Annotated in this window: 21 protein-coding genes; 9 read left to right on the plus strand and 12 right to left on the minus strand. The window is 41.1% G+C overall.

Going from position 1 to position 24,456, the window contains the following annotated elements:
* Positions 1-314 precede the first annotated feature (314 nt).
* The 7 genes from AAG807_RS07240 to AAG807_RS07270 all read right to left on the minus strand — a co-directional run bounded on the left by AAG807_RS07240 (position 315) and on the right by AAG807_RS07270 (position 11,012).
* Positions 315-887 carry a leucine-rich repeat domain-containing protein gene (locus AAG807_RS07240; RefSeq protein ID WP_341901959.1) on the minus strand — a complete coding sequence of 191 codons (573 nt, stop codon included), beginning with the start codon at positions 885-887 and terminating at the stop codon, positions 315-317.
* Positions 847-1,785, minus strand: coding sequence for a bifunctional riboflavin kinase/FAD synthetase (locus AAG807_RS07245; protein ID WP_341901961.1), 939 nt, complete (start codon positions 1,783-1,785; stop codon positions 847-849). The genes AAG807_RS07240 and AAG807_RS07245 overlap by 41 nt, the downstream gene beginning before the upstream one ends.
* 71 nt (positions 1,786-1,856) lie before the next feature.
* Positions 1,857-4,448, minus strand: coding sequence for a gliding motility-associated C-terminal domain-containing protein (locus tag AAG807_RS07250; protein ID WP_341901962.1), 2,592 nt, complete (start codon positions 4,446-4,448; stop codon positions 1,857-1,859).
* Positions 4,445-4,735, minus strand: coding sequence for a hypothetical protein (locus tag AAG807_RS07255; protein ID WP_341901963.1), 291 nt, complete (start codon positions 4,733-4,735; stop codon positions 4,445-4,447). Before AAG807_RS07255 ends, AAG807_RS07250 begins: the two co-directional genes overlap by 4 nt.
* Before the next feature lie 172 nt (positions 4,736-4,907).
* Positions 4,908-8,396, minus strand: coding sequence for a gliding motility-associated C-terminal domain-containing protein (locus AAG807_RS07260; RefSeq protein WP_341901964.1), 3,489 nt, complete (start codon positions 8,394-8,396; stop codon positions 4,908-4,910).
* A gap of 127 nt (positions 8,397-8,523) precedes the next feature.
* The gene (locus AAG807_RS07265; protein ID WP_341901965.1) at positions 8,524-10,695 is read right to left on the minus strand and encodes a gliding motility-associated C-terminal domain-containing protein; all 2,172 of its coding nucleotides are present in this window, start codon (positions 10,693-10,695) and stop codon (positions 8,524-8,526) included.
* A gap of 2 nt (positions 10,696-10,697) precedes the next feature.
* Positions 10,698-11,012, minus strand: a complete 315-nt coding sequence (locus AAG807_RS07270) for a hypothetical protein (RefSeq protein ID WP_341901967.1) — start codon at positions 11,010-11,012, stop codon at positions 10,698-10,700.
* 447 nt (positions 11,013-11,459) lie between these two features.
* Here AAG807_RS07270 and AAG807_RS07275 point away from each other — a divergent pair, with 447 nt between their 5' ends.
* From AAG807_RS07275 to AAG807_RS07295, 5 genes are all read left to right on the plus strand, one after another.
* Entirely contained in the window at positions 11,460-11,783 is a 324-nt protein-coding gene (locus AAG807_RS07275) for an iron-sulfur cluster assembly accessory protein (RefSeq protein ID WP_294858138.1), read from the plus strand.
* Between the two features lie 18 nt (positions 11,784-11,801).
* Positions 11,802-13,247 (plus strand): Fe-S cluster assembly protein SufB, encoded by a 1,446-nt coding sequence (gene sufB, locus AAG807_RS07280; protein ID WP_341901968.1) that lies wholly within the window; start codon positions 11,802-11,804, stop codon positions 13,245-13,247.
* Positions 13,248-13,353: 106 nt separating this feature from the next.
* Entirely contained in the window at positions 13,354-14,106 is a 753-nt protein-coding gene (gene sufC / locus AAG807_RS07285; protein ID WP_341901970.1) for a Fe-S cluster assembly ATPase SufC, read from the plus strand.
* 13 nt (positions 14,107-14,119) lie between these two features.
* Positions 14,120-15,388 carry a Fe-S cluster assembly protein SufD gene (sufD, locus tag AAG807_RS07290; protein ID WP_341901971.1) on the plus strand — a complete coding sequence of 423 codons (1,269 nt, stop codon included), beginning with the start codon at positions 14,120-14,122 and terminating at the stop codon, positions 15,386-15,388.
* Positions 15,389-15,550: 162 nt separating this feature from the next.
* Positions 15,551-16,282: a TlyA family RNA methyltransferase gene (locus AAG807_RS07295; protein ID WP_341901973.1), complete on the plus strand. Its 732-nt coding sequence runs from the start codon at positions 15,551-15,553 to the stop codon at positions 16,280-16,282.
* A 363-nt stretch (positions 16,283-16,645) separates the two neighbouring features.
* On the opposite strand, the gene AAG807_RS07300 is transcribed toward AAG807_RS07295, so the two are convergent.
* Genes AAG807_RS07300 through AAG807_RS07310 form a run of 3 tightly spaced genes read right to left on the minus strand, consistent with a single transcriptional unit; the run spans position 16,646 to position 19,195 of the window.
* Positions 16,646-18,016, minus strand: a complete 1,371-nt coding sequence (locus AAG807_RS07300; RefSeq protein WP_341901975.1) for a hypothetical protein — start codon at positions 18,014-18,016, stop codon at positions 16,646-16,648.
* Between the two features lie 6 nt (positions 18,017-18,022).
* The gene (locus tag AAG807_RS07305; protein ID WP_341901976.1) at positions 18,023-18,541 is read right to left on the minus strand and encodes a sigma-70 family RNA polymerase sigma factor; all 519 of its coding nucleotides are present in this window, start codon (positions 18,539-18,541) and stop codon (positions 18,023-18,025) included.
* The gene (locus tag AAG807_RS07310; RefSeq protein WP_341901977.1) at positions 18,542-19,195 is read right to left on the minus strand and encodes a hypothetical protein; all 654 of its coding nucleotides are present in this window, start codon (positions 19,193-19,195) and stop codon (positions 18,542-18,544) included.
* Positions 19,196-19,293: 98 nt separating this feature from the next.
* Between AAG807_RS07310 and AAG807_RS07315 the strand changes: the two genes are divergently transcribed.
* From AAG807_RS07315 to fabF, 4 genes are all read left to right on the plus strand, one after another.
* Positions 19,294-20,529 (plus strand): cysteine desulfurase, encoded by a 1,236-nt coding sequence (locus AAG807_RS07315; RefSeq protein WP_341901978.1) that lies wholly within the window; start codon positions 19,294-19,296, stop codon positions 20,527-20,529.
* A 9-nt stretch (positions 20,530-20,538) separates the two neighbouring features.
* On the plus strand, positions 20,539-20,958 hold the full coding sequence (locus AAG807_RS07320; RefSeq protein ID WP_341901979.1) for a SufE family protein: 420 nt from the start codon (positions 20,539-20,541) through the stop codon (positions 20,956-20,958).
* Between the two features lies 1 nt (position 20,959).
* Positions 20,960-21,265, plus strand: a complete 306-nt coding sequence (locus AAG807_RS07325) for an SUF system Fe-S cluster assembly protein (protein ID WP_341901980.1) — start codon at positions 20,960-20,962, stop codon at positions 21,263-21,265.
* Between the two features lie 130 nt (positions 21,266-21,395).
* Positions 21,396-22,643 carry a beta-ketoacyl-ACP synthase II gene (gene fabF, locus AAG807_RS07330; RefSeq protein WP_341901981.1) on the plus strand — a complete coding sequence of 416 codons (1,248 nt, stop codon included), beginning with the start codon at positions 21,396-21,398 and terminating at the stop codon, positions 22,641-22,643.
* A 46-nt stretch (positions 22,644-22,689) separates the two neighbouring features.
* On the opposite strand, the gene AAG807_RS07335 is transcribed toward fabF, so the two are convergent.
* The gene (locus AAG807_RS07335; RefSeq protein ID WP_341901983.1) at positions 22,690-23,523 is read right to left on the minus strand and encodes an alpha/beta fold hydrolase; all 834 of its coding nucleotides are present in this window, start codon (positions 23,521-23,523) and stop codon (positions 22,690-22,692) included.
* Positions 23,524-23,555: 32 nt separating this feature from the next.
* Positions 23,556-24,434: a DUF2279 domain-containing protein gene (locus AAG807_RS07340; protein ID WP_341901986.1), complete on the minus strand. Its 879-nt coding sequence runs from the start codon at positions 24,432-24,434 to the stop codon at positions 23,556-23,558.
* Positions 24,435-24,456: the final 22 nt, after the last annotated feature.

Genomic DNA, 24,456 nt, shown 5'->3' on the forward strand with positions numbered 1-24,456 from the left:
TAGCGGTTAAATTAAGAAAGAAGGATTGCTTTACGACAAGTAAAACCTTATAAAATGAAAAAGGGTACAATCCAAATAGTACCCTTTTCCAAACCTAAAACCCAATTTACCAAACCAATCAGAGAGATTTCTGATATATACTTGACACCCTTATGATGCAGGTATTTTTAAATGGTTGGAAAAAAAAATATTTTTTTTCAAATTCCCTCAATTAACGATTCTAGCTTCGTCTTTTTGCTTTCGCTGTCCCTTGGCTTTTTTGTCTTGTGAGACAGTGCCTCGGTCTTTCCGCCGCGGTGGACTTTCGCGGACTCTTACTCCACACAATGACATGGTGGATCGAAATACCACTTCACCTGCGGCATCGATTCCTCCCATTTTTGTTGGAAATGTGGCCCCAACATGATGGATCTCATATCAACCGCTTCCAGTTTTTTCAACTTGAGAATCTCTTCCGGCAATGTATTTATAGGGTTATCCCAAATATCCAGGACTTTCAAATCTGTCAAATAACCAATGCATGCGGGCAAAGAAGAGATTCTGTTTCGCGCCAGATGCAATTTTTGAAGTTTTGGCAGTTGACAAATCACAATGGGTGCACTATCCAAATCATTCTTGGTCACATCCAATGTTTTAAGTGATTTAAAAACACCCATTTCCAGTGGAAGCTCTTTCAACTTATTCTTTGAAAGATTTAAGTATTTGAGATTCTTGAAGGAATATAATTTTTCAGGGATTTTTTCCCATTTCAACTTAGAAGCATCAATTCCTAAAATGGTGTCAGGGTTTGCCTTTTGAATTGCTTCCCACTTATAAATCCTCAAGGTATCTTGAGCAAAGAGTAAGCTACTTGTGTATAGAAAAGTAATTGCGAGCAGTAATTTCATCTAGTTGAATTTGATTTTTTAAATCGGCTATATTTTCAAAACGTTTTTCATCACGGATATGTTGCATGACCTCTACTTTAATCGGACGGTCATAAATTTCCTCATTGAAGTCGAACAAATAGATTTCAATCGTCACCTGTCCATTGTTTGCCACGGTGGGTCTGGTTCCGATATTCATGACCCCAAAGACTAATTTGTCTTCCAGGTAAGCCTTGGCAGCATACACTCCGTTTTTAGGAAAGATCTTCTCCGTGTTTTCAAGGTCGATGTTGGCAGTTGGAAAACCGATTGTCCGACCGATCTGCTGTCCTTTCACTACATTTCCTTGCAGGACAAATGGACTTCCCATTAATTTCGCAGCATATTCCACATTTCCTTCGAGGATCGCATTTCGAATCTTGGTGGAGCTAATCGCCACATCCCCCAAGGAGATTGCCGGCAATTGAAACACCTCAAAATGATAGATTTCACCCAACTCCTGTAATTCCTGAAAGGAGCCTTCCCGATTCTTTCCAAAATGATGATCATGTCCGATATGCATTTCGCTTACCCCAATCTGGTTAACGAGTACATCCCGCACAAATTCCATTGCTGACAAACGCGAAAATTCTTTGGTAAAAGGAAAAAGTATCACGGTATCCAAGCCCAATTTTTCCAATTTCGCCAGCTTCTCATCAACTGTATCTATCAATTTGACAGAATAACTTTCCGGATAAAGTACTTTTCTCGGATGTGGTTCGAAAGTGAACAGGACAGATTCCTTGTTTTCTCTTTTAGCCTTTTCTACCAGCGACACAATAATTTCCTGATGTCCTAAATGAACTCCATCATAGGTCCCCAAAGTAAGGATTGGATTATTAAACTTCGTATCTGAATTCAACTGCCGAACTACACGCATGGTACAAATGTAGTTAAACAAAAAAAGTAGTGGTGAAAAATTTTCATCACTACTTTTTAAAATTTCGTAGCTTATCTTATGAGTTGAACATTCCCATGACCACTAAGAATCGTTCCATTAAGACCTTCAACCTGATAATTGAAGAAATAAACGCCGTCAGAAGCCAAATTTCCATTTACCGTTCCATCCCAATAGCCTTGCACATCATCATAATCGACCATTTTGTCTCCCCAACGGTTCACAATCTGTACTTTAACCGATTTCGCGTAACTGACCTCCAGGAAAAACTGATCATTGTTGTGATCTCCATTCGGAGTGAAAATATTAGGGATCACTACAATCGGATCCGGAACCGGAATAACTGTAATCAATAATGTATCCGTATCCACACAAGCGCCATTTGCAGCAGTTAAAACAACCACATATTCACCCGGAATCGTGTATCCATACTGCTGACTGGCCGAAGTAGATGCATTTGTCTGGAAGCCATCTCCAAAACTCCAATGATAAGTTGATGCATTCGTCGAATTATTATCAAAATTGACAGTCAAAGTAGGACTTCCGTTAGTTACATCTGCAGAAACACTGGCGTTTGGAATCAGCACAATTGTAACTGTAATCTGATCCGTATCTGTACATCCATTCGCATCGGTTCCGGTAACGGTATAAGTTTGAGTAGATCCCGGAGTAAATGAAACGCCATCTGTAACACCGTTGTTCCAGATATAATTTTGTGCACCCGACCCGGAAAGCGTCAATTCACTTCCAATACAAATCGATTGATCAGCTCCCGCATTCACAATGGGAAGTGCATTCACGGTTACCGTAACCTGATCTGTAGATTGACAACCATTCACACTTACGGTAACAGTGTAGGTTTGAGTGGATCCGGGTGTAAACGCAATTCCATTCGTGACTCCGTTGTTCCACACATAATTGGAAGCTCCAGAAGCCGAAAGCGTAACGCTTGTTCCGGCACAAACCACTTGATCATTGCCCGCATTGACAGTTGGACTTGGATTGACTGTCACGATTACCTGATCCGTATTCTGACAACCATTGGCATCGGTTCCTGTACAGGTATAAGTCAATGTTGCATTCGGAGTAAAAGGTACATTATCTATACCACCATTATTCCAAGTATAGCTTTGTGCTCCCGAACCTGATAAAGTAACGCTTGTTCCCTGGCAAACCGCTTGAGGTAAACCTGCTTCAACTAATGGAAGCGGATTGACTGTCACGACTACCTGACCCGTATTTTGACAACCGTTGGCGTCCGTACCAGTAACGGTATACGTTTGAGTTGATCCCGGTGTAAAAGAAATGCCATTTGTTACGCTGTTATTCCATGTGTAGCTTTGAGCACCAGCACCTGATAAGATTACAGAAGCTCCCTGGCAAACTGCCTGAGGCGCACCTGCGCTAACTGTAGGCAATGGATTAACCACCAAATCTACCTGATCGGTATTCTGACATCCATTGGCATCCGTACCCGTAACAGTATAGGTTTGATTCACAGTCGGATTAAACGCAACTCCATCTGTAGCACCATTATTCCAAGTATAACTTTGAGCTCCCGAACCTGATAAAGTCACAGAACCTCCAATACATATTGAACTATTCGTTCCTGCATTAACTGCCGGTAAAGCATTGACAGTAACCGTTGTTGTCGAAGAACACAAAGAACCGTTGTCATTCACATCAACAGTGAAGTTATAGGTTCCAGGTGCACTTGGAATCGGAACTCCAGTGGGGTTTTGGGCACTTGAAACAAATCCATTGGGACCTGTCCAGGAATAAGTTGCCCCTACAATGGTTGTAGCAAACAAATTAATCGTACTCGTTCCGGAACAAACCGGTCCGCTATTCGTTGCATTTACAGTACATCCGCATGGATTTACCACGATGGTTGCTGTCGCAGTTGTAGAAGATGGACATAACGGATTACCTGTTGCGGAATTCACTGTATAGGTATAAGTTCCGGGAGTTGTTGGAGGAGTTGCTGTAACAGTTGAACCTGTTGTTCCACTAAGATTTGGTGAAGCAACCCACGTAAAAGTACCATTTCCCCCGCTTGCAGTCAAAGCAACTGTTTCTCCAACACAGATTGAAGAATTTGCAGGTGAAACGTCTACCGGAATAGCAATTCCGGTATTTGCAGCAAATGTATAATCACAAATATCTCCGGCAAACCCATCGATCATGATATAATAAGTATTTCCGGGTGTTAATCCGCTAGCAGATACACTTTGAGACGATGCCGACGGACTTAAAGCATCACAATAGTATGAGTTAACGGTACCTGAACAATTGTTCGCCGAAAAAATCATGATTTGGATTCCATCACCGTAGGTTGAATTGTAAACCCATACATCAAATGAAATGGAAGACGAAGACGCAACAAATGTCAAAAATGAATTATTCTCAATCGAACCACAAAATTCACCATTCAGACCACAATCGCTGAGCCCTAAAAATCCACATGACTGACTCCAGGAGTTAGCCGTATAAGATGCTGAAGTGTTTCCACAATATCCATTCAACTCACAAATCGGAGTTGCAGTTGCGCAAGTATTTCCTGCTGCAGGGTTACTTCCACAAGGTGGTTGCGAAAACCCATTTAATGTCAGGAATAGTAGTAGTGTTAGAAGTAAGTGTTTCATTTAAGTTGATTTTTTTTGTTTTTAATGTAAGCCAGAATGGCTTTGTTCCGATCAGTAGGCTCAGTTCTCGCTTTGTAAACAAAGTGCTCATGCAGTTTGCTAAACTCAGAAGCGGAACATCGATCGATCAGATCATAAATCACTTCAAGTGTTTCAGTTTTTGATTGTTCTGAAATAGATTGGTATGTGATGTTTTGAGGAGGTGTTTGTGTTCCTGAGCTTTCTTGAGAAAACGCGGAACTAGTGCCAATAAACAGGCACAACTGTAGAAAAACAATTTTTTTCATATTAGTAGTAGTAAGTAAAATCAGGCAATTATTTAAATTACCCTTATGTATTAGCAATCAAATTTATGAATTTATATTTCAAGAAAAAAAACATAACATTCAATAAATCAACACTTTTAACGCAAATAAGTGTGTTAGTTTGAATATTAACAACTAACACACCTGTTCCTATTTAATTTCTAATCAGCTGGATATTACCTTGACCAGTAAGTACCTTCCCATTAATCCCTTCTATTTCATATGTAAAGAAATAAACTCCGTCTGAAGCTATATTTCCGTTAACTGTTCCGTCCCAGTAAGCTTGAACACCATCGTAGATACACATTTTGTCTCCCCAACGGTTTACGATGGTTACCTTAACAGACTTCACATAACTGACAGTAAGAAAGAATGTGTCATTATTATTATCACCGTTTGGAGTAAAGATATTTGGAATCACTACGATTGGGTCCGGAAGCGGATTCACAACAATCAACAAGCTATCCGTATCTGCACAAGAACCATTCGAAGCGGTCAAAACCACCAGATACTCCCCCGGACTGGTATACACGTATTGCTGTCCGGATGTATTATTTGAATTCACCTGTGCCCCATTTCCAAAGTACCAATTATAGCTAGTAGCATTCAATGAATTATTATCGAAATTCACTGTCAGATCCGGGAAGCCCTCCGTTACATCAGCAGAAACAACTGCCACTGGTATCGGAACAATGGTCACCGTAATTTGATCTGTATTCACACAACCATTTGCATCAGTTCCGGTAACCGTATAGGTTTGAGTAGATCCCGGAGTAAATGCAATTCCGTTTGTAACTCCATTATTCCAAACGTATGTCTGAGCTCCGGAACCCGAAAGCGTCACCGAACTTCCAATACAAATGGATTGGTCTGTACCTGCACTCACATTTGGAAGCGGATTTATTGTTACAATTACCTGGTCTGTACTCTGACAACCAAAGGCGTCCGTACCGGTCACAGTATACGTTTGCGTAGAGCCCGGTATAAATGAAACACCATTGGTAACTCCATTGTTCCAGCTATATGATTGTACACCCGAACCGCTTAGTACCACTGATCCACCCTGACAAACGGACTGATCAATTCCTGCATTAACCGGAACCGGCTGATTGACCGTTATAGTTACCTGATCCGTATTGGTACATCCATTCGCATTAGTACCCGTCACCGTATAGGTTTGTGTGGAACTTGGGATAAACGAAACACCATTTGTAACCCCATTATTCCATGTATAAGAAACTGCACCTGAACCATTCAATATTACAGAAGTTCCCTGGCAAACAGTTTGCACCGCCCCCGCATCAACTGTCGGTAGCGGATTTACCGTAACGACCACTTGATCTGATCCCTGACAACCGTTAGCATCTATTCCTGTAACCGTATAGGTTTGTGTCGAAGCCGGTGTAAATGCGACACCGTTTGAAACACCATTGTTCCAGTTATATGATTGTACACCCGAACCGCTTAGTACCACTGGATTTCCTATGCAGACTGCTTGATCGATTCCTGCATTAATCGGTGGATTCGGATTTACAGTTACTTGAATGGTTGAATTTGCCACACATCCATTTGCGTCTGTTGCAGTAACGGTATAATTGGTTGTCGCTGCCGGACTGACTGTATTGCTTGATCCGTTTGGCAACGAATTGCTCCAGGTGAAAACGTAAGACCCATTCCCTCCTGTTGCTTGAGCATTCATGATTACACTACCACCGATACACATCGATAATGGAGTATTCGTAGTCACACTAACAGGAGTGGGTTGCGCAATTGTAACTGAAATTGTATCGTGACAATTATTCCCGTCCGTTACGACGTAATTATATGTTCCTACTGCTAAACTTGTAAATGTATTCGATCCCTGAGAAGAACCTCCCACAAGAGAATAGGTATATGGCATCGGAGTTCCTACTCCTCCGAGTTGCACACTTCCGTCACTCAATCCATTACAAGACACATCCTGATCATCTATTAAAAGAGCCGTTAGATTGTTGACAATACCAACTGTTGCAGGCACAGATGCAGGGCATCCATTATCATCGACAACTTGAATCGTATAGGTTCCACCTGCAACATTGCTAAATACCGGACTTGTTTGAGATGCTCCTCCATTCGAAGAATAATGCAATGTCCCGGTCCCTCCGGCTCCTGATACTGTCAAACTTCCATCACTCCCGGAGCAACTTGCATCTGTTGCAGATACAAAAGAAATCGTTACAACTGTTGGTTGTGTTATGGTCACAGGTTGGGTATCCGTGCATCCATTCGCATCCGTCACTTCAATAGTATAAGTTCCGGCAGCTAAATTCGAATAGGTTCCCGTTGATTGGGTCGAACTTCCATTTAAAGTATAGGAAAAAGGCGCTAACCCACCTGAAACAGAAGTAACAGCAGAACCATTTGAACCACCATTGCAAGAAACATTGGTACTGCTTGCAAGTGTCAAGTCAATCGTACTTGGCTGACCAACTGTAGCGGCAATACTTCCTTGACAGCCATTCATATCCTGAACCAGAACAGTATAGTTACCCCCAGCCAGGTTTGTAAATACACCGCTTGTTTGCCAGGTCACTCCATTATCAATTGAATATTGATAACCACCTGCCCCACCTGTTCCCTGAACTTCAAAACTACCGGTTGATCCTGTACAAGAAGATGGCGCTGAAGCAATTTCATTTCCGGAAGGAGTCGATGGATCCGGGGAAACAATCATATCGTCTGTCTTGACGATAACCGTTCCGTCACAAGCAGTATAAGTTACTTGAGCAGTATAGGTTGTCGTTGCTGTAGGGCAAACGTTTACGGTGTTCCCAGTACCAATACTCGTTCCACCCTGAAACCATTCCGTAGTATAAATCGGAGCTCCATCTGGAGTAAAACGCCAGCCTTCAGGTGTTGAAACGGTCCAATTTGGTGAAGTATTTCTGTTAGGAGCTGCAATTCCGGCAGTCCCCGCGGGATTTTGAATACCAATGATTGCTGCACCACCATTCCAGCTTGAACAAAGACCTTTATTGTTGACATAAACGTCAATCACATTCGTTGTTTCATACAATACCATCATAAAGGTGGAGAAAACACTCCCGTTACAAGAGGATGAATAGTGAGGCAAACCGTTATAAGACACAACAAATATTCTACATGGTGCCGATCCAACAACATACCACTTCACAGTACCTCCATAAGAGGGATCAATGTCATGATAAATTCCAAAAATATCACCTGCCGTTGTCAGACTGGTTGAAGGGCATGAAGCACTAAAAGACCAAGGCTGACTTGTTGGAGCATATGTTCCGAACTTAATCGATCCGTTTGATCCAATCTTACACGAGGTGTACGATTGTCCGTAATAACAAAAGGTAAATGGCAATGTAATTTGTGGACTCCAGACATCATCAGTACCAACGGAGACCCCTGTTCCTCCGGCCTGATTATAGGCAATTGGTGGGGTATGTGGAATAGAACCTACGGTATAAGTTGTGGTTGCTCCGGCATGAAATGGTGTTGCATTTAATGTTGCGCATGGCTGATTGCATGTAAGTGTTTGATCTGATCCGGCATTAATGCTAGGGCATCCGGGAAACTGAGCCCATGCCATTGAAAATGCTGACAGGATTCCCATCAGAGTAGTAATAAGTTTCATATTTAGTAGCAATAAGTAACGTAGTGTAAACGAAGATATACAAAAAAGGTTGCATTTCAAAAAAAGGTGTGCAAATCATTGAATATCAATATCTGCACACCTTTTAGACTTTTATTCGTTTATCCGTTTAGTCTCTTATCAACTGCACATTTCCTTGTCCGGTTTGAGTGGTACCATCCAATCCGGTTGCTGTATAGTTATAGAAATAAACTCCTTCATCTGATAAGTTGCCATTAACTCTTCCGTCCCAGGAAGCATTTAATCCGGAGAATGTAACCATTTTATTACCCCATCTGTTTACGATCGTAACTTCTATTGAGACCACATTCTCCAATCGAATGAAAAACACATCGTTATTTCCATCTCCGTTCGGTGTGAAAATATTCGGTGACACAATATTCATCAGAGGGTAAGGAATAACGATTACTTCCAATTGAGATGTGTCCTGACAAACCCCGTTACTTGCCGTTAAGACAACGGTGTAAGTACCTGGCGACTGATACGTACCGCTTGGCGTTGCCGAGACATTTGTTGTACTATAGGAAGCACCATTCCCAAAAGTGAAATTATAGGAATTTGCATTCAAACTGGCATTTGTAAATTCGACTACCAATCCCGGATACCCGGAAAGTGTTGAATTGCTTCCCAAAACAGCTGTCGGAACCAAAATTACTGTGACCACAACCTGATCCGTTCCCTGGCAGCCATTTGTATCAGTTCCGGTGACAGAATACGTCATTGTAGATGACGGATTAAAAGCAACTCCATTCGTTACTCCGTTATTCCAAACATACGTTTGTGCTCCTGAACCGGAAAGTGTTACAGGCTGACCTAGACAAACTGTCTGATCTGGTCCTGCACTTACCGGAATTGTAGTATTAACAGTTACGAGTACATCATCCGTATCCGTGCAACCGTTTGCAGCTGTTCCTGTTACAGTATATGTTGCAGTGGCACCCGGTACAAATGGAACACCATTCGTTACTCCGTTATCCCATGCATAAGTTTGCGCTCCCGAACCGGAAAGTGTTACGGATTGGTTCATACAAACTGTCTGATCCGGTCCTGCATCAACGACAGGATAAATGACATTCACACTTGTGGAAGCAGGTAACGATTGACAGGTTGTACTCTCATAAGATGTTGTAGCTACCAGAGTAAAAGTTGAAGTTCCCGGAGGCAAACCAACTGCAGATGTATTGGCAGAAGTAGGATTTAAAACTCCCGGACCGATCCAAAGTAAAGTCGTATTTGCTGTAATGGTAATCGGGGTAGTTAAAATCGGTGATACGGGAACCTGGAAAATCGATGCTGAAGCTGCCGTACATGAGTTATCATTAATTACAGAACTAATTGCTCCCGAACCATATCCGATAGAAGTCGGAGAACCACAAATGGACGTTAAATTGGAGAAGGTAATTTCGGCATTTGTCAGAGCACCGACGTCAGCGCCAATACAATCGTAAATCTGAACAGCCCATCCTCCGGCAGCAGCATTACAACCAATCAAACTGGACCAATTGATCGGAGTGTTGGAAGGACCGTATGTACTGTAAGTTCCTCCTAAAGAAGAAGGGCTAGGGTTACATACATCTATATTTCCACTCGGAACGGTTGTAAAACAAAGGTTATTGATGTTATCACCACTGTTACACGTCGATCCCTGACCAATTACTCCGGGATTAGGAAGTAATAAGATCGTTGGGGAACCGCAGGCCGGTGGACCAACCAAATAGAATGCTAAATCCGACACGAATGTATGATCGGCAGTAAAACAAACCTGGATTTCCGTATTTACGTTAATCAAAGATTTTGGTGGCGGTGGATTGTAATAAGAGAATGATCCTGTCGTATTTACAGTAGAAGACAAAGCTGCATTATTACAGTTTGACAAGGAACTGGAAGCTGTCACTTCGGTATTCAGATTCCAGACCCATGCTGTAAAACAATCTGTAATGGTGTTCGCGGCATCCCGAATTTCAACTCGGTAACCGTCACTCGCAAGGTTTGATATGGTCGAACTGCTGTCACCCACTTCTACCGATAAATTCTGCCAGGAAAAAGTTGCCTGATCGTGATAAAACCAGTTGAAGGTATATGGTCCCACTCCACTTGTCGGAGTAGCCGTTAAACTTCCTTGCTGCGCACCGATTGTAGTTCCACACCAGATATAGATCGGATCATTTGGAGCACCATTGGTATAAGATGTAATCGAAGATCCGGAATTCCCGTTGGGTACCAATTGGGCGTGACTGTACATTGAACTTGCTAATGCAAGTAGGACAAGTAACTTTTTCATAACTAATTGGATGATTTAAGTTCGTTTATTCTTTTCTGAATCAGAGCTTTCTCATTCAGGTAATACTCGCGATCGGTTAATGCAGTCTCATTTAACTTCATCTCTACGTGAGCCAATGCATCGATACATTCCGGAAGATTCCAGTCCTGTATCGTTCGAACTTTTACAGGTTCAGTTTTAGTCTGTTCAACCACTCCTTCTACTCCTTGTGCCTGGTGTACAATTACCCCATTGGAAAGTTGAGTGGTGTTTGATTGCGAATGGCCTAGTGCATGCATAGTGCAGACAGATAAACCAACAAGAATTAATTTCTTCATTTTAGTAGAGGTATAACAATATTAAACGGTGCTTAAGCATATCGGTAACAAAACGAAGCGCATTTTTGAAAAGTTGCACCCTTTCAACGTTTTTTTTCGTTGATATATCAAGCTGAAAAGCCCTTATTTCAGTGGGTTTCCAAAAAAATAGAAACCGTTTTACAACTCAAAAACGAAGCTATGAAAGTTGATTCTGTTTGATTGACGAATACATCTAAAAAACCTTGATAAATCAAGCATTCCGGTCATTTTGAACGTTTAAAAAATAATTTTTAAGTTCCACTATTTTAGGAGTATGGATTTATTTTGAACGATTTAGTATAAAATAACAGCGACAATCAATAATCTTTGTCTTTTTATTGCACCTATACCATAAATGTGGTATTTTTGTCAACGAAATACAGCTTTATTTAAAATTAATCTAAATAAAGAATCAACATACTTGTCATGATTACAGTAACAGAACAAGCAAAGAAACAAGCGATTCGCTTGATGGAAGACGAAGGCAAAGCAGGCTATTTCATTCGGGTTGGCGTAGAAGGAGGAGGTTGCTCCGGATTGATGTACCAACTTACATTTGACAATCAGGAACACGCAGACGACAAGACTTTTGAAGACAACGGGATTAAGGTTGTTGTTGACAAAAAGAGCTTTTTATACCTTATCGGAACCACCTTGGATTTCTCAGGTGGTTTGAATGGAAAAGGATTTATTTTTTCAAACCCAAATGCAGGAAGAACTTGCGGTTGCGGGGAATCTTTCTCATTATAATAATAGTACAGAATTTAGATGGGTTACACTGAAAACGATTTAGCGAAGGATTTAGAAAATTCGGAATACAAATTCGGGTTTACGACTGATATCGAATCGGATAGAGCTCCGCTTGGATTGAACGAAGATATTATTCGGTTCATTTCTGCAAAGAAAGAAGAGCCAGAGTGGTTATTGGAATACCGATTGAACTGTTATAAGATCTGGTCAGAAATGACTGAACCTTCTTGGGCACATATTTCGTATCCCAAACCAAATTTTCAAGGAATTTCTTATTATGCGGCACCAAAGCAAACCAAAAAGTATGAAAGTTGGGATGATGTAGATCCTGAGATGAAAGAAACCATGGCAAAATTGGGGATTTCATTGGAGGAACAACAACGTTTAACCGGAGTTGCTGTGGATTTTGTAATGGATTCGGTTTCCGTGGCAACTAGCTTCAAATCCAAATTGAAAGAATTGGGAATCATTTTCTGCTCTTTCTCCGACGCGGTTCAGGAACATCCCGAATTGGTAAAACAATATATGGGATCGGTGGTTCCGGCAACCGATAACTTTTATGCAGCTCTGAATTCAGCAGTATTTACAGATGGTTCTTTCTGTTACATTCCAAAAGGAGTAAGATGTCCGATGGAATTGTCCACCTACTTCCGAATCAACGAAGCAAATACCGGTCAGTTTGAACGTACTTTGGTCATTGCCGATGAGGGTTCGTATGTTTCTTATTTGGAAGGATGTACTGCTCCTCAGCGTGATGAAAACCAATTACACGCCGCTGTTGTAGAATTAATAGCATTGAAAGATGCTGAAATTAAATACTCTACTGTTCAAAACTGGTATCCCGGCGATAAGAACGGACAAGGAGGAGTTTTCAATTTCGTAACGAAACGCGGAATTTGCGAAACAAACGCGAAAATTTCCTGGACACAAGTTGAAACAGGTTCAGCTGTGACTTGGAAATATCCATCTTGTATCCTAAAAGGAGATAATTCAATCGGAGAGTTCTACTCTGTTGCCGTAACGAACAATCATCAGCAGGCGGATACAGGAACAAAGATGATTCACTTGGGTAAAAACACCAAAAGCACCATCATTTCCAAAGGAATTTCTGCCGGAAAATCGCACAACTCTTACCGTGGGTTGGTACAAATACATAAGAATGCTCATAACGCACGCAATTTCTCTCAATGTGATTCATTATTGATGACCGATGAGTGTGGTGCCCATACTTTTCCATATATTGAATGTAAAAATCCAAGTGCCAAAATTGAACATGAGGCAACTACTTCAAAAATCGGAGAAGATCAAATTTTCTATTGTTTACAAAGAGGAATCTCTGAAGAAAAAGCAATCAGTTTGATTGTAAACGGATATTGCAAGGAAGTTTTGAACCAACTACCTATGGAATTCGCTGTTGAAGCACAGAAATTATTGACAATTAGTTTAGAAGGTTCGGTAGGATAAATTATTAATCGGGGAAAATCCTCCCCCTTTATCCCCCTCCAAAGGGGGATCTGAATCACCTCCTCCCTTGAGGGAGGATTGAGGAGGGTGGCAAAACGAAAATAAGATGTTAAAGATCACAAATTTACACGCGTCTATTGACGGAAAAGAAATCCTGAAAGGGTTGAACCTGGAAGTGAAAGCTGGAGAAGTACACGCAATCATGGGACCAAACGGTGCCGGAAAAAGTACTTTGGCAAGTGTTTTGGCCGGAAGAGAAGAATACGAAATTACAGCCGGTTCAGTTGAGTTTGATGGTGCTGACTTACTTGAAATGGCAACGGAGGACCGCGCAAGAGAAGGTTTGTTTTTAGCATTCCAATATCCTGTTGAAATCCCGGGAGTTTCGAATGTCAATTTTTTACGCACCGCATTGAATGAAATTCGTGAGTACCGAGGTGAACCTCAAATCTCTGCGAAAGATTTCATGGCATTGGTAAAAGAAAAATCTGCTATCGTGGAATTGGATGCAAAATTGGCGTCCCGTTCCGTAAACGAAGGTTTTTCCGGTGGTGAGAAAAAACGAAATGAAATTTTCCAAATGGCCATGTTGGATCCCAAATTAGCCATCTTGGATGAAACCGATTCCGGATTGGATATCGATGCACTTCGGATTGTTGCGAACGGTGTAAATACTTTGAAATCAGATAAAAACGCAACGGTCGTGATTACCCACTATCAGCGTTTATTGGATTATATCGTGCCCGATTTCGTTCACGTTCTTTACAATGGTCAAATTGTAAAATCAGGTCCGAAGGAATTGGCTCTTGAATTGGAAGAAAAAGGATACGACTGGATTAAAGCAGAATTTGCTCATTAATTAAATCATGCAGATGCAAACCATTGAAAAAGAATCGGCAGCAAGTGTGAATTGGCAATTGAATGGGACTTTTTTGTTAAACCCGGCACTCCGTCAAAAAGCACTTGAAGTTTTAGACAACACTCCTTTTCCAACTACAAAAACGGAAGCTTGGAAGTATACACGTGTTGCTAAAATCAAAAACAGTAATTTATCGATTCAGGAAAATCCAATTTCATTAACCGGAAATTTCGGATTGTCGGATAATTCGATCCAATACGTTTTCATAAACGGGCATTTTTCGGAGGAGCTTTCTTCCAAATCTTACCCAGAGGGACTGAAAATTCTTCCACTTTCTAAAATGGATGAAGCTGAAGTTCGCGTTTTGGGAGGAAGTGTGTTGTTGGATGGAGAAGTTTTCTCCTCTATCAATACTGCTTATGCAACAGACGGGATTTATGTCCATGTTTCAGCTAAAATGCAAATCGAACCCGTTATCGAGATCATTCAGATCAATACAGAAAACGCTATTCTATCGAATTTGCGTCATGTATTGGTAGCGGAAGCATTTTCGGAAGCCAAGTTCATTCAACGATCTATTTCCGTAGGCGGTTCGGATAACTTCACCAATGTGATTTCTGAAATTCACGTTGGAAAGAATGCGAAAATGACGATTGATAAATTACAGGAGGAACATGAATCTTGTTTTCAGGTTTCAACCGAATTGGTTAATCAACACTCCGATTCAACCTTCACAATCAATACAGCCACTTTAAATGGTCTATTGGTTCGCAATAACCTGACAATTGAAGTGGACGGACAAAATTGTGAGACACATCTGAACGGTGCCTATATCCTGAATGGAAATCAACATGTGGACAATCATACAATTGTAGACCATAAGGTGGCAAATTGCAATTCCAATGAATTGTACAAAGGTGTGATCGACGGAAAAGCGACTGCTGTATTCAACGGAAAGGTTTACGTTCGTAAGGATGCTCAAAAGATCAATGCATTCCAATCCAATGGAAACGTATTGTTGAGTGATGATGCAACAATCAATAGCAAACCCGAATTGGAGATCTATGCGGATGATGTGAAATGTTCACACGGTTCGACAACCGGTCAATTAGATGAAGAAGCAGTTTTCTACCTTCGGGCAAGAGGTTTGAGCGAAGCAAGTGCGAGACAATTGATGGTCGGTGCTTTCATCGAAGATGTGATTCAAAAGATCGAGAACGAAGCGGTAACAAACCGCATTCATAACATATTGAAAGAACGGTTCAATTGGGTGATTGAATAACAAAGTTTTTCTACAAATACAAAATCCCGCCTTTTGAGCGGGATTTTTAGTTTAAATCAATTATCACATTTTTATTTCTTAGGAAGTTCACTTCAGATTCAACATTCGGAATTAGGATCCAGATAGCTATTGGGACGTAATTATTTACATTAACTTTGCATCATGGAAGAACGTTTAGACAAACTATTAGTCGATCGAGGTTTGGTGACCTCCCGGACACGTGGTGAAGAACTCATAAAAAACGGCGATGTCTTGGTAAACGGTATTTCTGTCGAAAAGCCAGGAAAAAAAATTCATGTTGACGCTAAGATCCTGCTTCTAAATGAAGAATTGACCTGGGTTTCAAGAGGTGCTCTGAAATTACTCAAGGCTATCGATCATTTCCAAATCCCGATTGCAGATAAGACTTTTATTGATCTGGGAGCTTCCACCGGCGGTTTCACCGAAGTATTGCTAAGCAAAGACGCGAAACATGTTTTTTGCGTAGACGTCGGTCACGGACAATTGCATGAACGCATTCGCACCAATCCGGCGATTACAAACCTGGAGAAAATACATATTCGTGAATTGACGAATACACATGTCCCTGAGCCGGTTGATGGAATGGTGATCGATGTTTCATTCATTTCGCTGGAAAAAGTACTTCCATTCACCGGTTCTTTTGTAAAAGAAGGCGGAACCTTGGTTGCTTTGATCAAACCACAATTCGAATTGGAGAAGCGCCTTTTGAACAAGAGTGGAGTGGTGAAAAGTGCTGCAAATTATCCGGGAATTTTGCAACGGATAGAAAAAGCAGCAGTAGATTCTCATTTTGAAGTCAAAGGAATCATCGACTCTCCGATTATCGGTGGAGACGGGAATAAGGAATTCTTGTTGTTTGCTACGAAGAAATAGCTACTTATGCTCCCGCGGATAGCACGGATCACGCAGATTTAAATTTCGCAGGTATCTATCATGGAAATGAATAATTGGATCCCCACAAATAATTTGCTAGAGAACAGAATGACTTTGTTAAACAGACTTAAACCTGCGTTTTCAGCGAAATCTGCGGGTATTTTAAAAAATTAGGGGGATTGATACAATACATAAAAAAAGTCCGTCAAATGACGGACCTTTATTCAAGCCAGTTCTACCTTGCCTCGACTATTTCGTTACCGTTTGATTTGTAGTAATTTTTCAAACTCCATTGGAGAAGTTGATAACGAAATAAATATCTTTCTTACCCCTTAGATGCAACACATCTTAAAAGGTTGGAAATTAAAATGAATATTTTATTTGGAGCTTCACTCCTTGTATGTCATTGAATACGGTATTCTCACTTTTCAATCGGGAAACAAACTGATACTGCATTCCTAAACCAAGCGCTGTCTTATTTCTGAACGGTGTGAAGTGGTAATCAATTCCGGCTGTTGCACCTACTTGCAATTTCTTTGAATTGTACACATTCGTAATCGTTGTCCGGTTTTCTTCGTAGCCATTCAATAAGCGATTCACAGAAATTCCTCCGTAAAACGTTACTCCTTTAAAGGTATATCCGATAGCAGACATCAAATAAATCGTATTCAACTTTTGGTTTGAGTTCGTATAACGGCCATTTACGTAACTTCCGTTTGATTGTGCATATTGACTAAATCCTAAATCTTGTGTGAATCTAAATCGTCTGGAATATAAGTGATACTGAAAATCTGCAGCTATTCCCATGGAAGGGATTGAACTGGAGAATGCACTTCTGTCTTTCTCATTGATAAAGGCAAATTGGCCACCCACCAAGGCACTGAATCGCGGCTTGAATGGGGATTTGTAAGGCAAGAATTCAAAGTCTCCGATTACACCCGGTTGAACCGAAATCTCTTTTCGACCTAACTCATCCAAAGTTGCCAAGTCATTTAAATCCGTATTTGTTTCCTCTTTCGAAGTCAACGCAACGTTGTCTTTCGGTTCGTTTGTTTGAACTGTATTATTCTGAGTCCGGTTTTGATTCGCATTGATTGCATCGTTATCTATCCCTTTTTCATTGGTTTGTCTGTTGTTCGGATTCGTCAAAGCCAATTGTTTCTGAGCGTTTGTTTTTTGCTCCGCTATTCCGTTCACGACTTCATTGGCAGGAACCGGATTCGTTCCATCAACAGAAGAAGTATTTCCTTGCGCAATTTGACGATTACCTGAAGCTTCCGAATTCGTTCCGTTTTCAGCCGTATTAAATGCAAAAAGACTTTCTTGTTTCGTGTCTGCAACGCGGTAACGATCCGTATAGAATGCCAGGAACGTGAAAATAAGTGAAGCCGCAGCCATTTTCACCCAAGGAATGCTCGTTGTGATCGGGTAACTTAATGTCGTGTTCAAACGGGTCCAAACGCGTTCCCTTGAAAGTTGCTCTTCCAGTTTGGACCAGCCATCCCCTGAGTTATTCGGTGACCAATTTTCATAAGCTTCAGTCAATACTTTATCTGCAGAACTTCCATTCGCTTCCAACGTTTCATCCAAACGATCCCAAACAGCAGAAACAGCCAAATCAGCCTCCAAATTCTCCCAGACATCAGAAGACGGCATACCCGTATCCCAATTCCCGAAGGATTTTTGAAGCGATTTAAACTCCCTGTTTGAATTATTTAGATTTTCTTCAGCCATTATATTTTAAGAGACCAATTTTTGTTTTAATACGGAACGTGCGTAATTCAATTGGGATTTGGAAGTCCCCACCGAGATTTCCAGTTCCTCTGCAATCTCAGAATGCGACCATCCTTCCAAAGCATATAATTTCAGCACCAATCCGGCTTTTGTAGGCAATAAGTTGATTTCCTCCAACACTTTTGCAAAAGGAATTCCTGTTTCCAATTCGGTTTCTTCCTGATCGATGTAAGGAATATCGCCCAATTGAGTGAAATTTTTCCGTTTCCGTAAGGTTTGAAGACAGCAGTTCACCGTCACTCTCCGCATCCAACCTTCGAATGAACCTGTAAACGTATAGGATCCGATGTTCTTATAGATATGCATGTACGCATCATGCAGCATGTCTTCTGCATCCTGCGTGTCCGAGCCATACAGCTTGCAAACCTTGAACAGGTCTTTGGAGAAAAGACGATATAACCGTTCCTGTGCAGCTCGTTCCCAATTTGCACATCCTTCGATGATATCTTTGTACTCTGCTGACATTTATTCAACGGTTAGTAACAGAGCATTTGGTAATTGTTCATTGATTTGATTAAAAAGAATCGGGGTATCAACGCTATTTATTTTTTTTGTAGGAACTCCATTTTCATTATAAGTGGGACTCGATGACAAGACATTAGTGGAGACATTTAAAAACAATTTGGCAACATCAAACCCAATGAAGATTTTGTAATTTTTCTTTTTTTTCAATGAAAACGGATTCAAAACTTTAAAATTTAACACATCTGTATCTGCCCATTCAATTACTAAAGGAAAGACTTCGGTACCTTTTGTATAAGTTCCTTCTAACCTTATAGATGGATTATTCGATTTATCAATAATCGTATTTAACGAAAACTCAATATAATCTCCCATTGGAACATCCAGAGAAATTCCCAAATCATCCTGAATAGAAAACTGTACTTTCTGAACAGGTAAACTTTTTGTTATTTCGACTGCCGAACCTTTCTGGCGTGTGCCGGAAACAGTAAATTCCTTAGAGTAAAAGAATCCTTTATCAATGGTCACATTCCCCATACTATTGCATGTCGAATGGAATCTCCAGTTCAACCCTAGGTAAGCCGGTTGTTTCAAGTTGTATTTTTCACAACCTGTTCCAACAACCACCAAAATAAGTAATAGGTATAAGACCTTCATTTTTAATCAATTTAAAGCTAAGATACAGCTAAAATAAAAAGGTTGGAAATTAATCTTATTTAGAACCTATACAAATAGCATTTAACTATCTTTGTACTATGGAAAATGCAGCAACAAGAAAAATGAGTGTGCGTGAGATTCGCCAAGATTTCCCAGCGCTACGTCAACAGGTATATGGAAAAAACCTGATCTATTTTGACAACGGTGCCACTTCTCAAAAGCCACAAATGGTGTTGGATGCGATTAACCAATATTACAGCATGGACAATGCGAACATTCATCGTGGAGTCCATCATTTGAGTCAAAAGGCAACTTCAGAATACGAGGATGCGCGTGAAACGATTCGCCGGTTCATTAACGCGGAAAAAAAAGAGGAAATCATTTTCACAAAAGGAACGACAGACGGGATTAACCTCGTAGCTTCTTCTTTTGGTGAATTGCTTAGCGCAGGAGATGAAATCATTATTTCTTCCATGGAGCACCATTCCAATATTGTTCCTTGGCAAATGCTTGCTGAACGCAAAAAATTGGTCTTAAAAGTCATTCCTATCAACAAACGCGGTGAATTACTTTTGGAAGACTATCAAAACTTGCTTTCCTCAAAAACCAAATTGGTTGCGATCACGCATATTTCGAATAGTTTGGGAACCATCAATCCGGTGGAAAAAATCATTGAACTAGCACATGCTGTCGGCGCGAAAGTGTTGATCGATGGAGCCCAAAGTATCCAACATACCAAAGTAGACATGCGCGCAATGAATTGCGATTTCTTTGTTTTTTCGGGACATAAGGTTTTCGGACCAACGGGAATCGGGGTTCTTTACGGAAAAGAAGCGCTTCTGGATGAAATGCCTCCTTATCAAGGTGGCGGTGATATGATTTCAAAAGTGACTTTCGAACGTACGACTTATAACGAATTGCCTTTCAAATTTGAAGCCGGCACTCCACATATTGCCGGAGGAATCTGTTTGGGAACAGCTTTGAATTACCTGAACCAATTCAATTCAAAAGAATTGGAGGAATACGAGCGTGATCTGACAGAATACGCGCAGGAAATGCTGGAAACCTTTGAAAATCTTACCTTGATCGGAACAGCAAAAAACAAAACTTCAGTTGTTTCTTTTCATGTACAGGGAATTCACCCCTTCGATATCGGAACGCTTTTGGACAAACAAGGAATTGCAGTCAGAACAGGACATCATTGTACACAACCTTTGATGGATTTTTATCAGATTCCGGGAACTGTCAGAGCATCCTTTGCATTTTACAATACACGAGAAGAAATAGACCAATTTATAGCTGCAGTGGAAAAGAGTATTTCCATGCTAGGTTAAGAGGACACCATGAATATTCAAGAAAAACAACAAGAAATCATTGACGACTTTGCCATCTACGATGACTGGATGGAGAAATACGAATACATCATTGAACTTGGAAAAGAGTTGCCATTAATTGATCCGGACAAAAAAACGCAAGACCGACTGATAGAAGGTTGTCAAAGCCGTGTCTGGTTAGATGCAACGATCGATCAGGACAACAAAATCCGGTTGACAGCAGATTCCGATGCGATTATTACGAAAGGAATCATCGGTCTGCTCATTCGCGTTTACGACAACGAAAAACCGGAAGACATCGTGAAGAGTGACCTTCATTTCATTTCCGAAATCGGACTTCAGGAACATCTTTCACCGACTCGTGCTAATGGTTTGGTGAGCATGGTTAAAAAAATCAAAATCCTGGCATTGTCAGCAATCCCAAAATAAGATGGAACATTTAGAAGATAAAATAGTTGACATACTGAAAACCATATTCGACCCTGAGATTCCGGTTGATATTTACGAACTCGGACTGATCTACGAAGTGCGCATTTCAAAAGAGGGGGTTGTTGAAATCGATATGACCCTGACTTCTCCAAACTGTCCGGTAGCGGAATCCTTACCGAAAGATGTGAAAGAGAAAGTGGAAAGTGTGGAAGGGGTTTCGGAAGCACATGTCCATATTGTATTCGACCCGCCATGGGACAAGGATATGATGAGCGAGGAAGCTAAATTGGAATTGGGATTTTTATAGAATTGAAAATGGGCTTCGACTACGCTCAGCCACCTTTTCAATTTAATAGTTCGCTGAACGAAAGGTGACTGAGCGTAGTCGAAGTGACCTATTAGAATAAATTTATACCGTTAATCGAAAATAATCTGTTATGACAAGAAGAGTTGTAATTACCGGTTTGGGAGCCCTTACGCCAATCGGAAATAACGTTCCTGATTTTTGGAACAACATGAAAGCTGGAAAAAGTGGTGCAGCACCCATTACCAAATTTGACACATCAAAATTCAAAACAACTTTCGCTTGCGAAGTGAAAGGATATACTCCATCAGAACATTTTGATGTAAAAGAAATTCGAAAATACGACCCCTTTTCCCAATACGCATTAGTTGCGGTTCGGGAAGCTGTTGCAGATGCCGGAATCAATTTTGAAGAACTGAACCGGGATCGCATCGGAGTGATTTGGGGATCCGGAAATGGTGGGATTCAAACCTTCCAGGACCAGATGAAAGAATATTGTGAAGGAGATGGAACCCCGCGTTTCACCCCATTCTTTATCCCACGCATCCTGGTTGATATCGCTTCAGGGATTATTTCCATGGAATATGGATTACGCGGAATTAATTACTGTGCCGTTTCTGCTTGTGCAACATCCAATACCGCCATGATCGATGCATTTAACTACATCAAGTGGGGAAAAGCCAACATGATCATTTCAGGTGGTTCTGAAGCTGCAATTACGGAATCAGCAATGGGAGGATTCTCTTCCGCTCAGGCTTTATCCAAACGCAATGATTCTCCTGAAACGGCATCTCGCCCGTTCGACGTATCACGCGATGGTTTTGTGATGGGTGAAGGAGCTGCAGCTGTGATTTTGGAAGAATACGAGCACGCTGTTGCACGTGGAGCAAAAATCTACGCGGAAGTTGTTGGTGGTGGAATGGCTGCTGATGCTTATCACTTGACAGGAACACATCCGGAAGGAGACGGAGCAGTTTTGGGAATGGAAGAAGCGATGCGCGATGCAGAGATCACTCCGGACCAGATTGATTATGTCAATATGCATGCAACTTCCACTTCACAAGGTGACAACAGTGAATTGATCGCCTTGAGACGTGTATTCGGTGAAAGAAAATCCTTGAGTGTTTCCGGAACAAAATCGATGACGGGTCACTTGCTTGGAGCTGCAGGAGCTGTTGAGGCAATTGCTTGTATCCTTGGAATCCAGGATTCAGTGGTTCCTCCAACAATCAATACCACAGAGATAGAACCTGATTTCAAAAATCTGTTTGACTTCCCTTTGCAAACGGCGAAACCGAAGGAAATTACCTATGCAATGAGTAATACCTTTGGATTTGGAGGGCATATTGCCACGGTGATCTTTAAGAAATTTGAAAAATAAAAATACCAGTAGGGACGCGACGCATCGCGTCCCTACCATTTTTATTTTACACCAATTTCATCCAATCAATCACCTGTCCGCAGAAAAACTGCAATTCTTCCGAATCCCGTTTCATGGGATGGGTTGTATTCAAGGTATGTCCCGCATTCGGAATCGGGAGAAACGCATTTTGAGAATTGTTTTTATACACCCAGGAGAAAATCGTTCTGCCATGCTCAAAAGGAACGGATTCATCATCTACAGCATGCGCCACAAAACAAGGAATCAGTAACTTTTCAACAACCTGCTGCATATTCCAGGTTGTATCACTCGCCAATGTTTCGGCCAGGAATTCAGGTCCTTGAGGCAGATCTTGTTTAGTTCGCATATTGGGTCTGAAATAAACGCCATTCGCTTTCCATTCCTCCATGATTTCAGGAGTTCTCACATCCAAAGTCCGCATGGAATTCAGCAGGATAATCCCGGAAAGTTTGATTCCTGACTCTTGAATGGATTTCGAAGCAAACATGGCAGAAAAACCTCCCATGCTATGACCGAAAAGGAATAATTGATCGGTTTTATGAAAGATTGGATTGGTCCCGATTTCTTTCGCTATAAAAGTCAGATCCTCCACCTCCAACCTGCGGCAATTGGCTTTATAGCTTTCCAGGTCATCGAAAAAATCACCATCATCCGAAATTCCGCAATGCGTATAATTAAATGCTACGGAAGAAATTCCTTTCTCAGCAAACACCTGCTGAATCGTCGGAAACATTCCAAAGTGATAAAATCCATTGTGCCCACAAGCCATCAAAACGATTGGTGAATCTACTCCGCAAGAGACCTGATTTCCTCTTATGGTGCCATTCGGACTGTCAATTTGAAAAAGTTTACTTTCCATTTTTGATACATTTGATTCTCTTATGAATTTACCTAAAATAGTCCAAAATAACAGACCCCATTTCGCCAAAACACAGCCGGCAAAGGTATTTTAACTGTATTAAGTGGTTTCAATAACTTTTTTAACCAAGGTCTTTTGATGGGTAATTGCGACCAATCCAGGTCTAGGGAAATAGCATATTCCTGTTTCGCAAAATAGGTTCTGCCCGTACTCAAATCGGTATAAGTATTTGAATCTCCATTCAATTTGGCATCAATGCTATAACCAAACCCGATCTGAATCCATTTCGGGAAGCGTGATTCCTTGAAAAAGGTTCCCGGAGCCACGCAAAGCCAATAACTTTGGGCATTGTAATCTTTCAACAGTCTTTCCGGGAAATTGGAGCCTAAGGTATTGGGGCGAATCGCAGCATAGGGAGATGGTTTATATCCGAACTTCAGCTGAAAACGCTGTTCATCCCAGCCCAATTGTTGACCGATAAACAAACCCGCTCCAGCGGTATTTGCAGTCAGATCGGCCCAGGAAAACCCCCATTCGGCACTGAATCCATCCAAAACCTCTACTGAAAGCTGATAAGTCCATGCGATTCCACCTGAAAGGATAGTTGCTTTTTGTCTGGGCATCCTTGCCCATCGCCAGGCAGCATAATTCACCCTGGATAATTGGTATGCCGTATAAGCATGTCCCAATTTATCCATGTAAAGCCATTCCTTCGAATCATTGAAAGAATGAAATTTGGATTTCGGATAATCCTGATACCAAACTGCTGAAAGTAACGCAACACTTCCTCCTCCCAAGGCTAAATCAGTTCCTGCAACCCAATAGGACCGCTTGTTCCAGGTAGTGTCTGCCAGTTGTGCTGAAACACTAGCCGCACTAAGAAGAAAAAGACAGAGAAAAAGCACTTTCACGCATGAAAAATACAACTTTCTG

It is taken from the genome of Fluviicola taffensis DSM 16823, assembly GCF_943372375.1.
Lineage (GTDB): Bacteria > Bacteroidota > Bacteroidia > Flavobacteriales_D > Crocinitomicaceae > Fluviicola > Fluviicola taffensis_A.

What these genes read in the sequence shown, in the direction of transcription:
- AAG807_RS07275 (WP_294858138.1), top strand. Translation starts at nt 11,460, where the DNA reads ATGATTACAGTAACAGAACAAGCAAAGAAACAAGCGATTCGCTTGATG.
- AAG807_RS07325 (WP_341901980.1), top strand. Translation starts at nt 20,960, where the DNA reads ATGGAACATTTAGAAGATAAAATAGTTGACATACTGAAAACCATATTC.
- AAG807_RS07245 (WP_341901961.1), bottom strand. Translation starts at nt 1,785, where the DNA reads ATGCGTGTAGTTCGGCAGTTGAATTCAGATACGAAGTTTAATAATCCA.
- AAG807_RS07250 (WP_341901962.1), bottom strand. Translation starts at nt 4,448, where the DNA reads ATGAAACACTTACTTCTAACACTACTACTATTCCTGACATTAAATGGG.
- AAG807_RS07305 (WP_341901976.1), bottom strand. Translation starts at nt 18,541, where the DNA reads ATGTCAGCAGAGTACAAAGATATCATCGAAGGATGTGCAAATTGGGAA.
- AAG807_RS07300 (WP_341901975.1), bottom strand. Translation starts at nt 18,016, where the DNA reads ATGGCTGAAGAAAATCTAAATAATTCAAACAGGGAGTTTAAATCGCTT.
- sufD (WP_341901971.1), top strand. Translation starts at nt 14,120, where the DNA reads ATGCAAACCATTGAAAAAGAATCGGCAGCAAGTGTGAATTGGCAATTG.
- AAG807_RS07240 (WP_341901959.1), bottom strand. Translation starts at nt 887, where the DNA reads ATGAAATTACTGCTCGCAATTACTTTTCTATACACAAGTAGCTTACTC.
- AAG807_RS07270 (WP_341901967.1), bottom strand. Translation starts at nt 11,012, where the DNA reads ATGAAGAAATTAATTCTTGTTGGTTTATCTGTCTGCACTATGCATGCA.
- AAG807_RS07335 (WP_341901983.1), bottom strand. Translation starts at nt 23,523, where the DNA reads ATGGAAAGTAAACTTTTTCAAATTGACAGTCCGAATGGCACCATAAGA.
- AAG807_RS07255 (WP_341901963.1), bottom strand. Translation starts at nt 4,735, where the DNA reads ATGAAAAAAATTGTTTTTCTACAGTTGTGCCTGTTTATTGGCACTAGT.
- AAG807_RS07265 (WP_341901965.1), bottom strand. Translation starts at nt 10,695, where the DNA reads ATGAAAAAGTTACTTGTCCTACTTGCATTAGCAAGTTCAATGTACAGT.
- sufB (WP_341901968.1), top strand. Translation starts at nt 11,802, where the DNA reads ATGGGTTACACTGAAAACGATTTAGCGAAGGATTTAGAAAATTCGGAA.
- AAG807_RS07260 (WP_341901964.1), bottom strand. Translation starts at nt 8,396, where the DNA reads ATGAAACTTATTACTACTCTGATGGGAATCCTGTCAGCATTTTCAATG.
- AAG807_RS07295 (WP_341901973.1), top strand. Translation starts at nt 15,551, where the DNA reads ATGGAAGAACGTTTAGACAAACTATTAGTCGATCGAGGTTTGGTGACC.
- fabF (WP_341901981.1), top strand. Translation starts at nt 21,396, where the DNA reads ATGACAAGAAGAGTTGTAATTACCGGTTTGGGAGCCCTTACGCCAATC.
- AAG807_RS07310 (WP_341901977.1), bottom strand. Translation starts at nt 19,195, where the DNA reads ATGAAGGTCTTATACCTATTACTTATTTTGGTGGTTGTTGGAACAGGT.
- AAG807_RS07315 (WP_341901978.1), top strand. Translation starts at nt 19,294, where the DNA reads ATGGAAAATGCAGCAACAAGAAAAATGAGTGTGCGTGAGATTCGCCAA.
- AAG807_RS07320 (WP_341901979.1), top strand. Translation starts at nt 20,539, where the DNA reads ATGAATATTCAAGAAAAACAACAAGAAATCATTGACGACTTTGCCATC.
- sufC (WP_341901970.1), top strand. Translation starts at nt 13,354, where the DNA reads ATGTTAAAGATCACAAATTTACACGCGTCTATTGACGGAAAAGAAATC.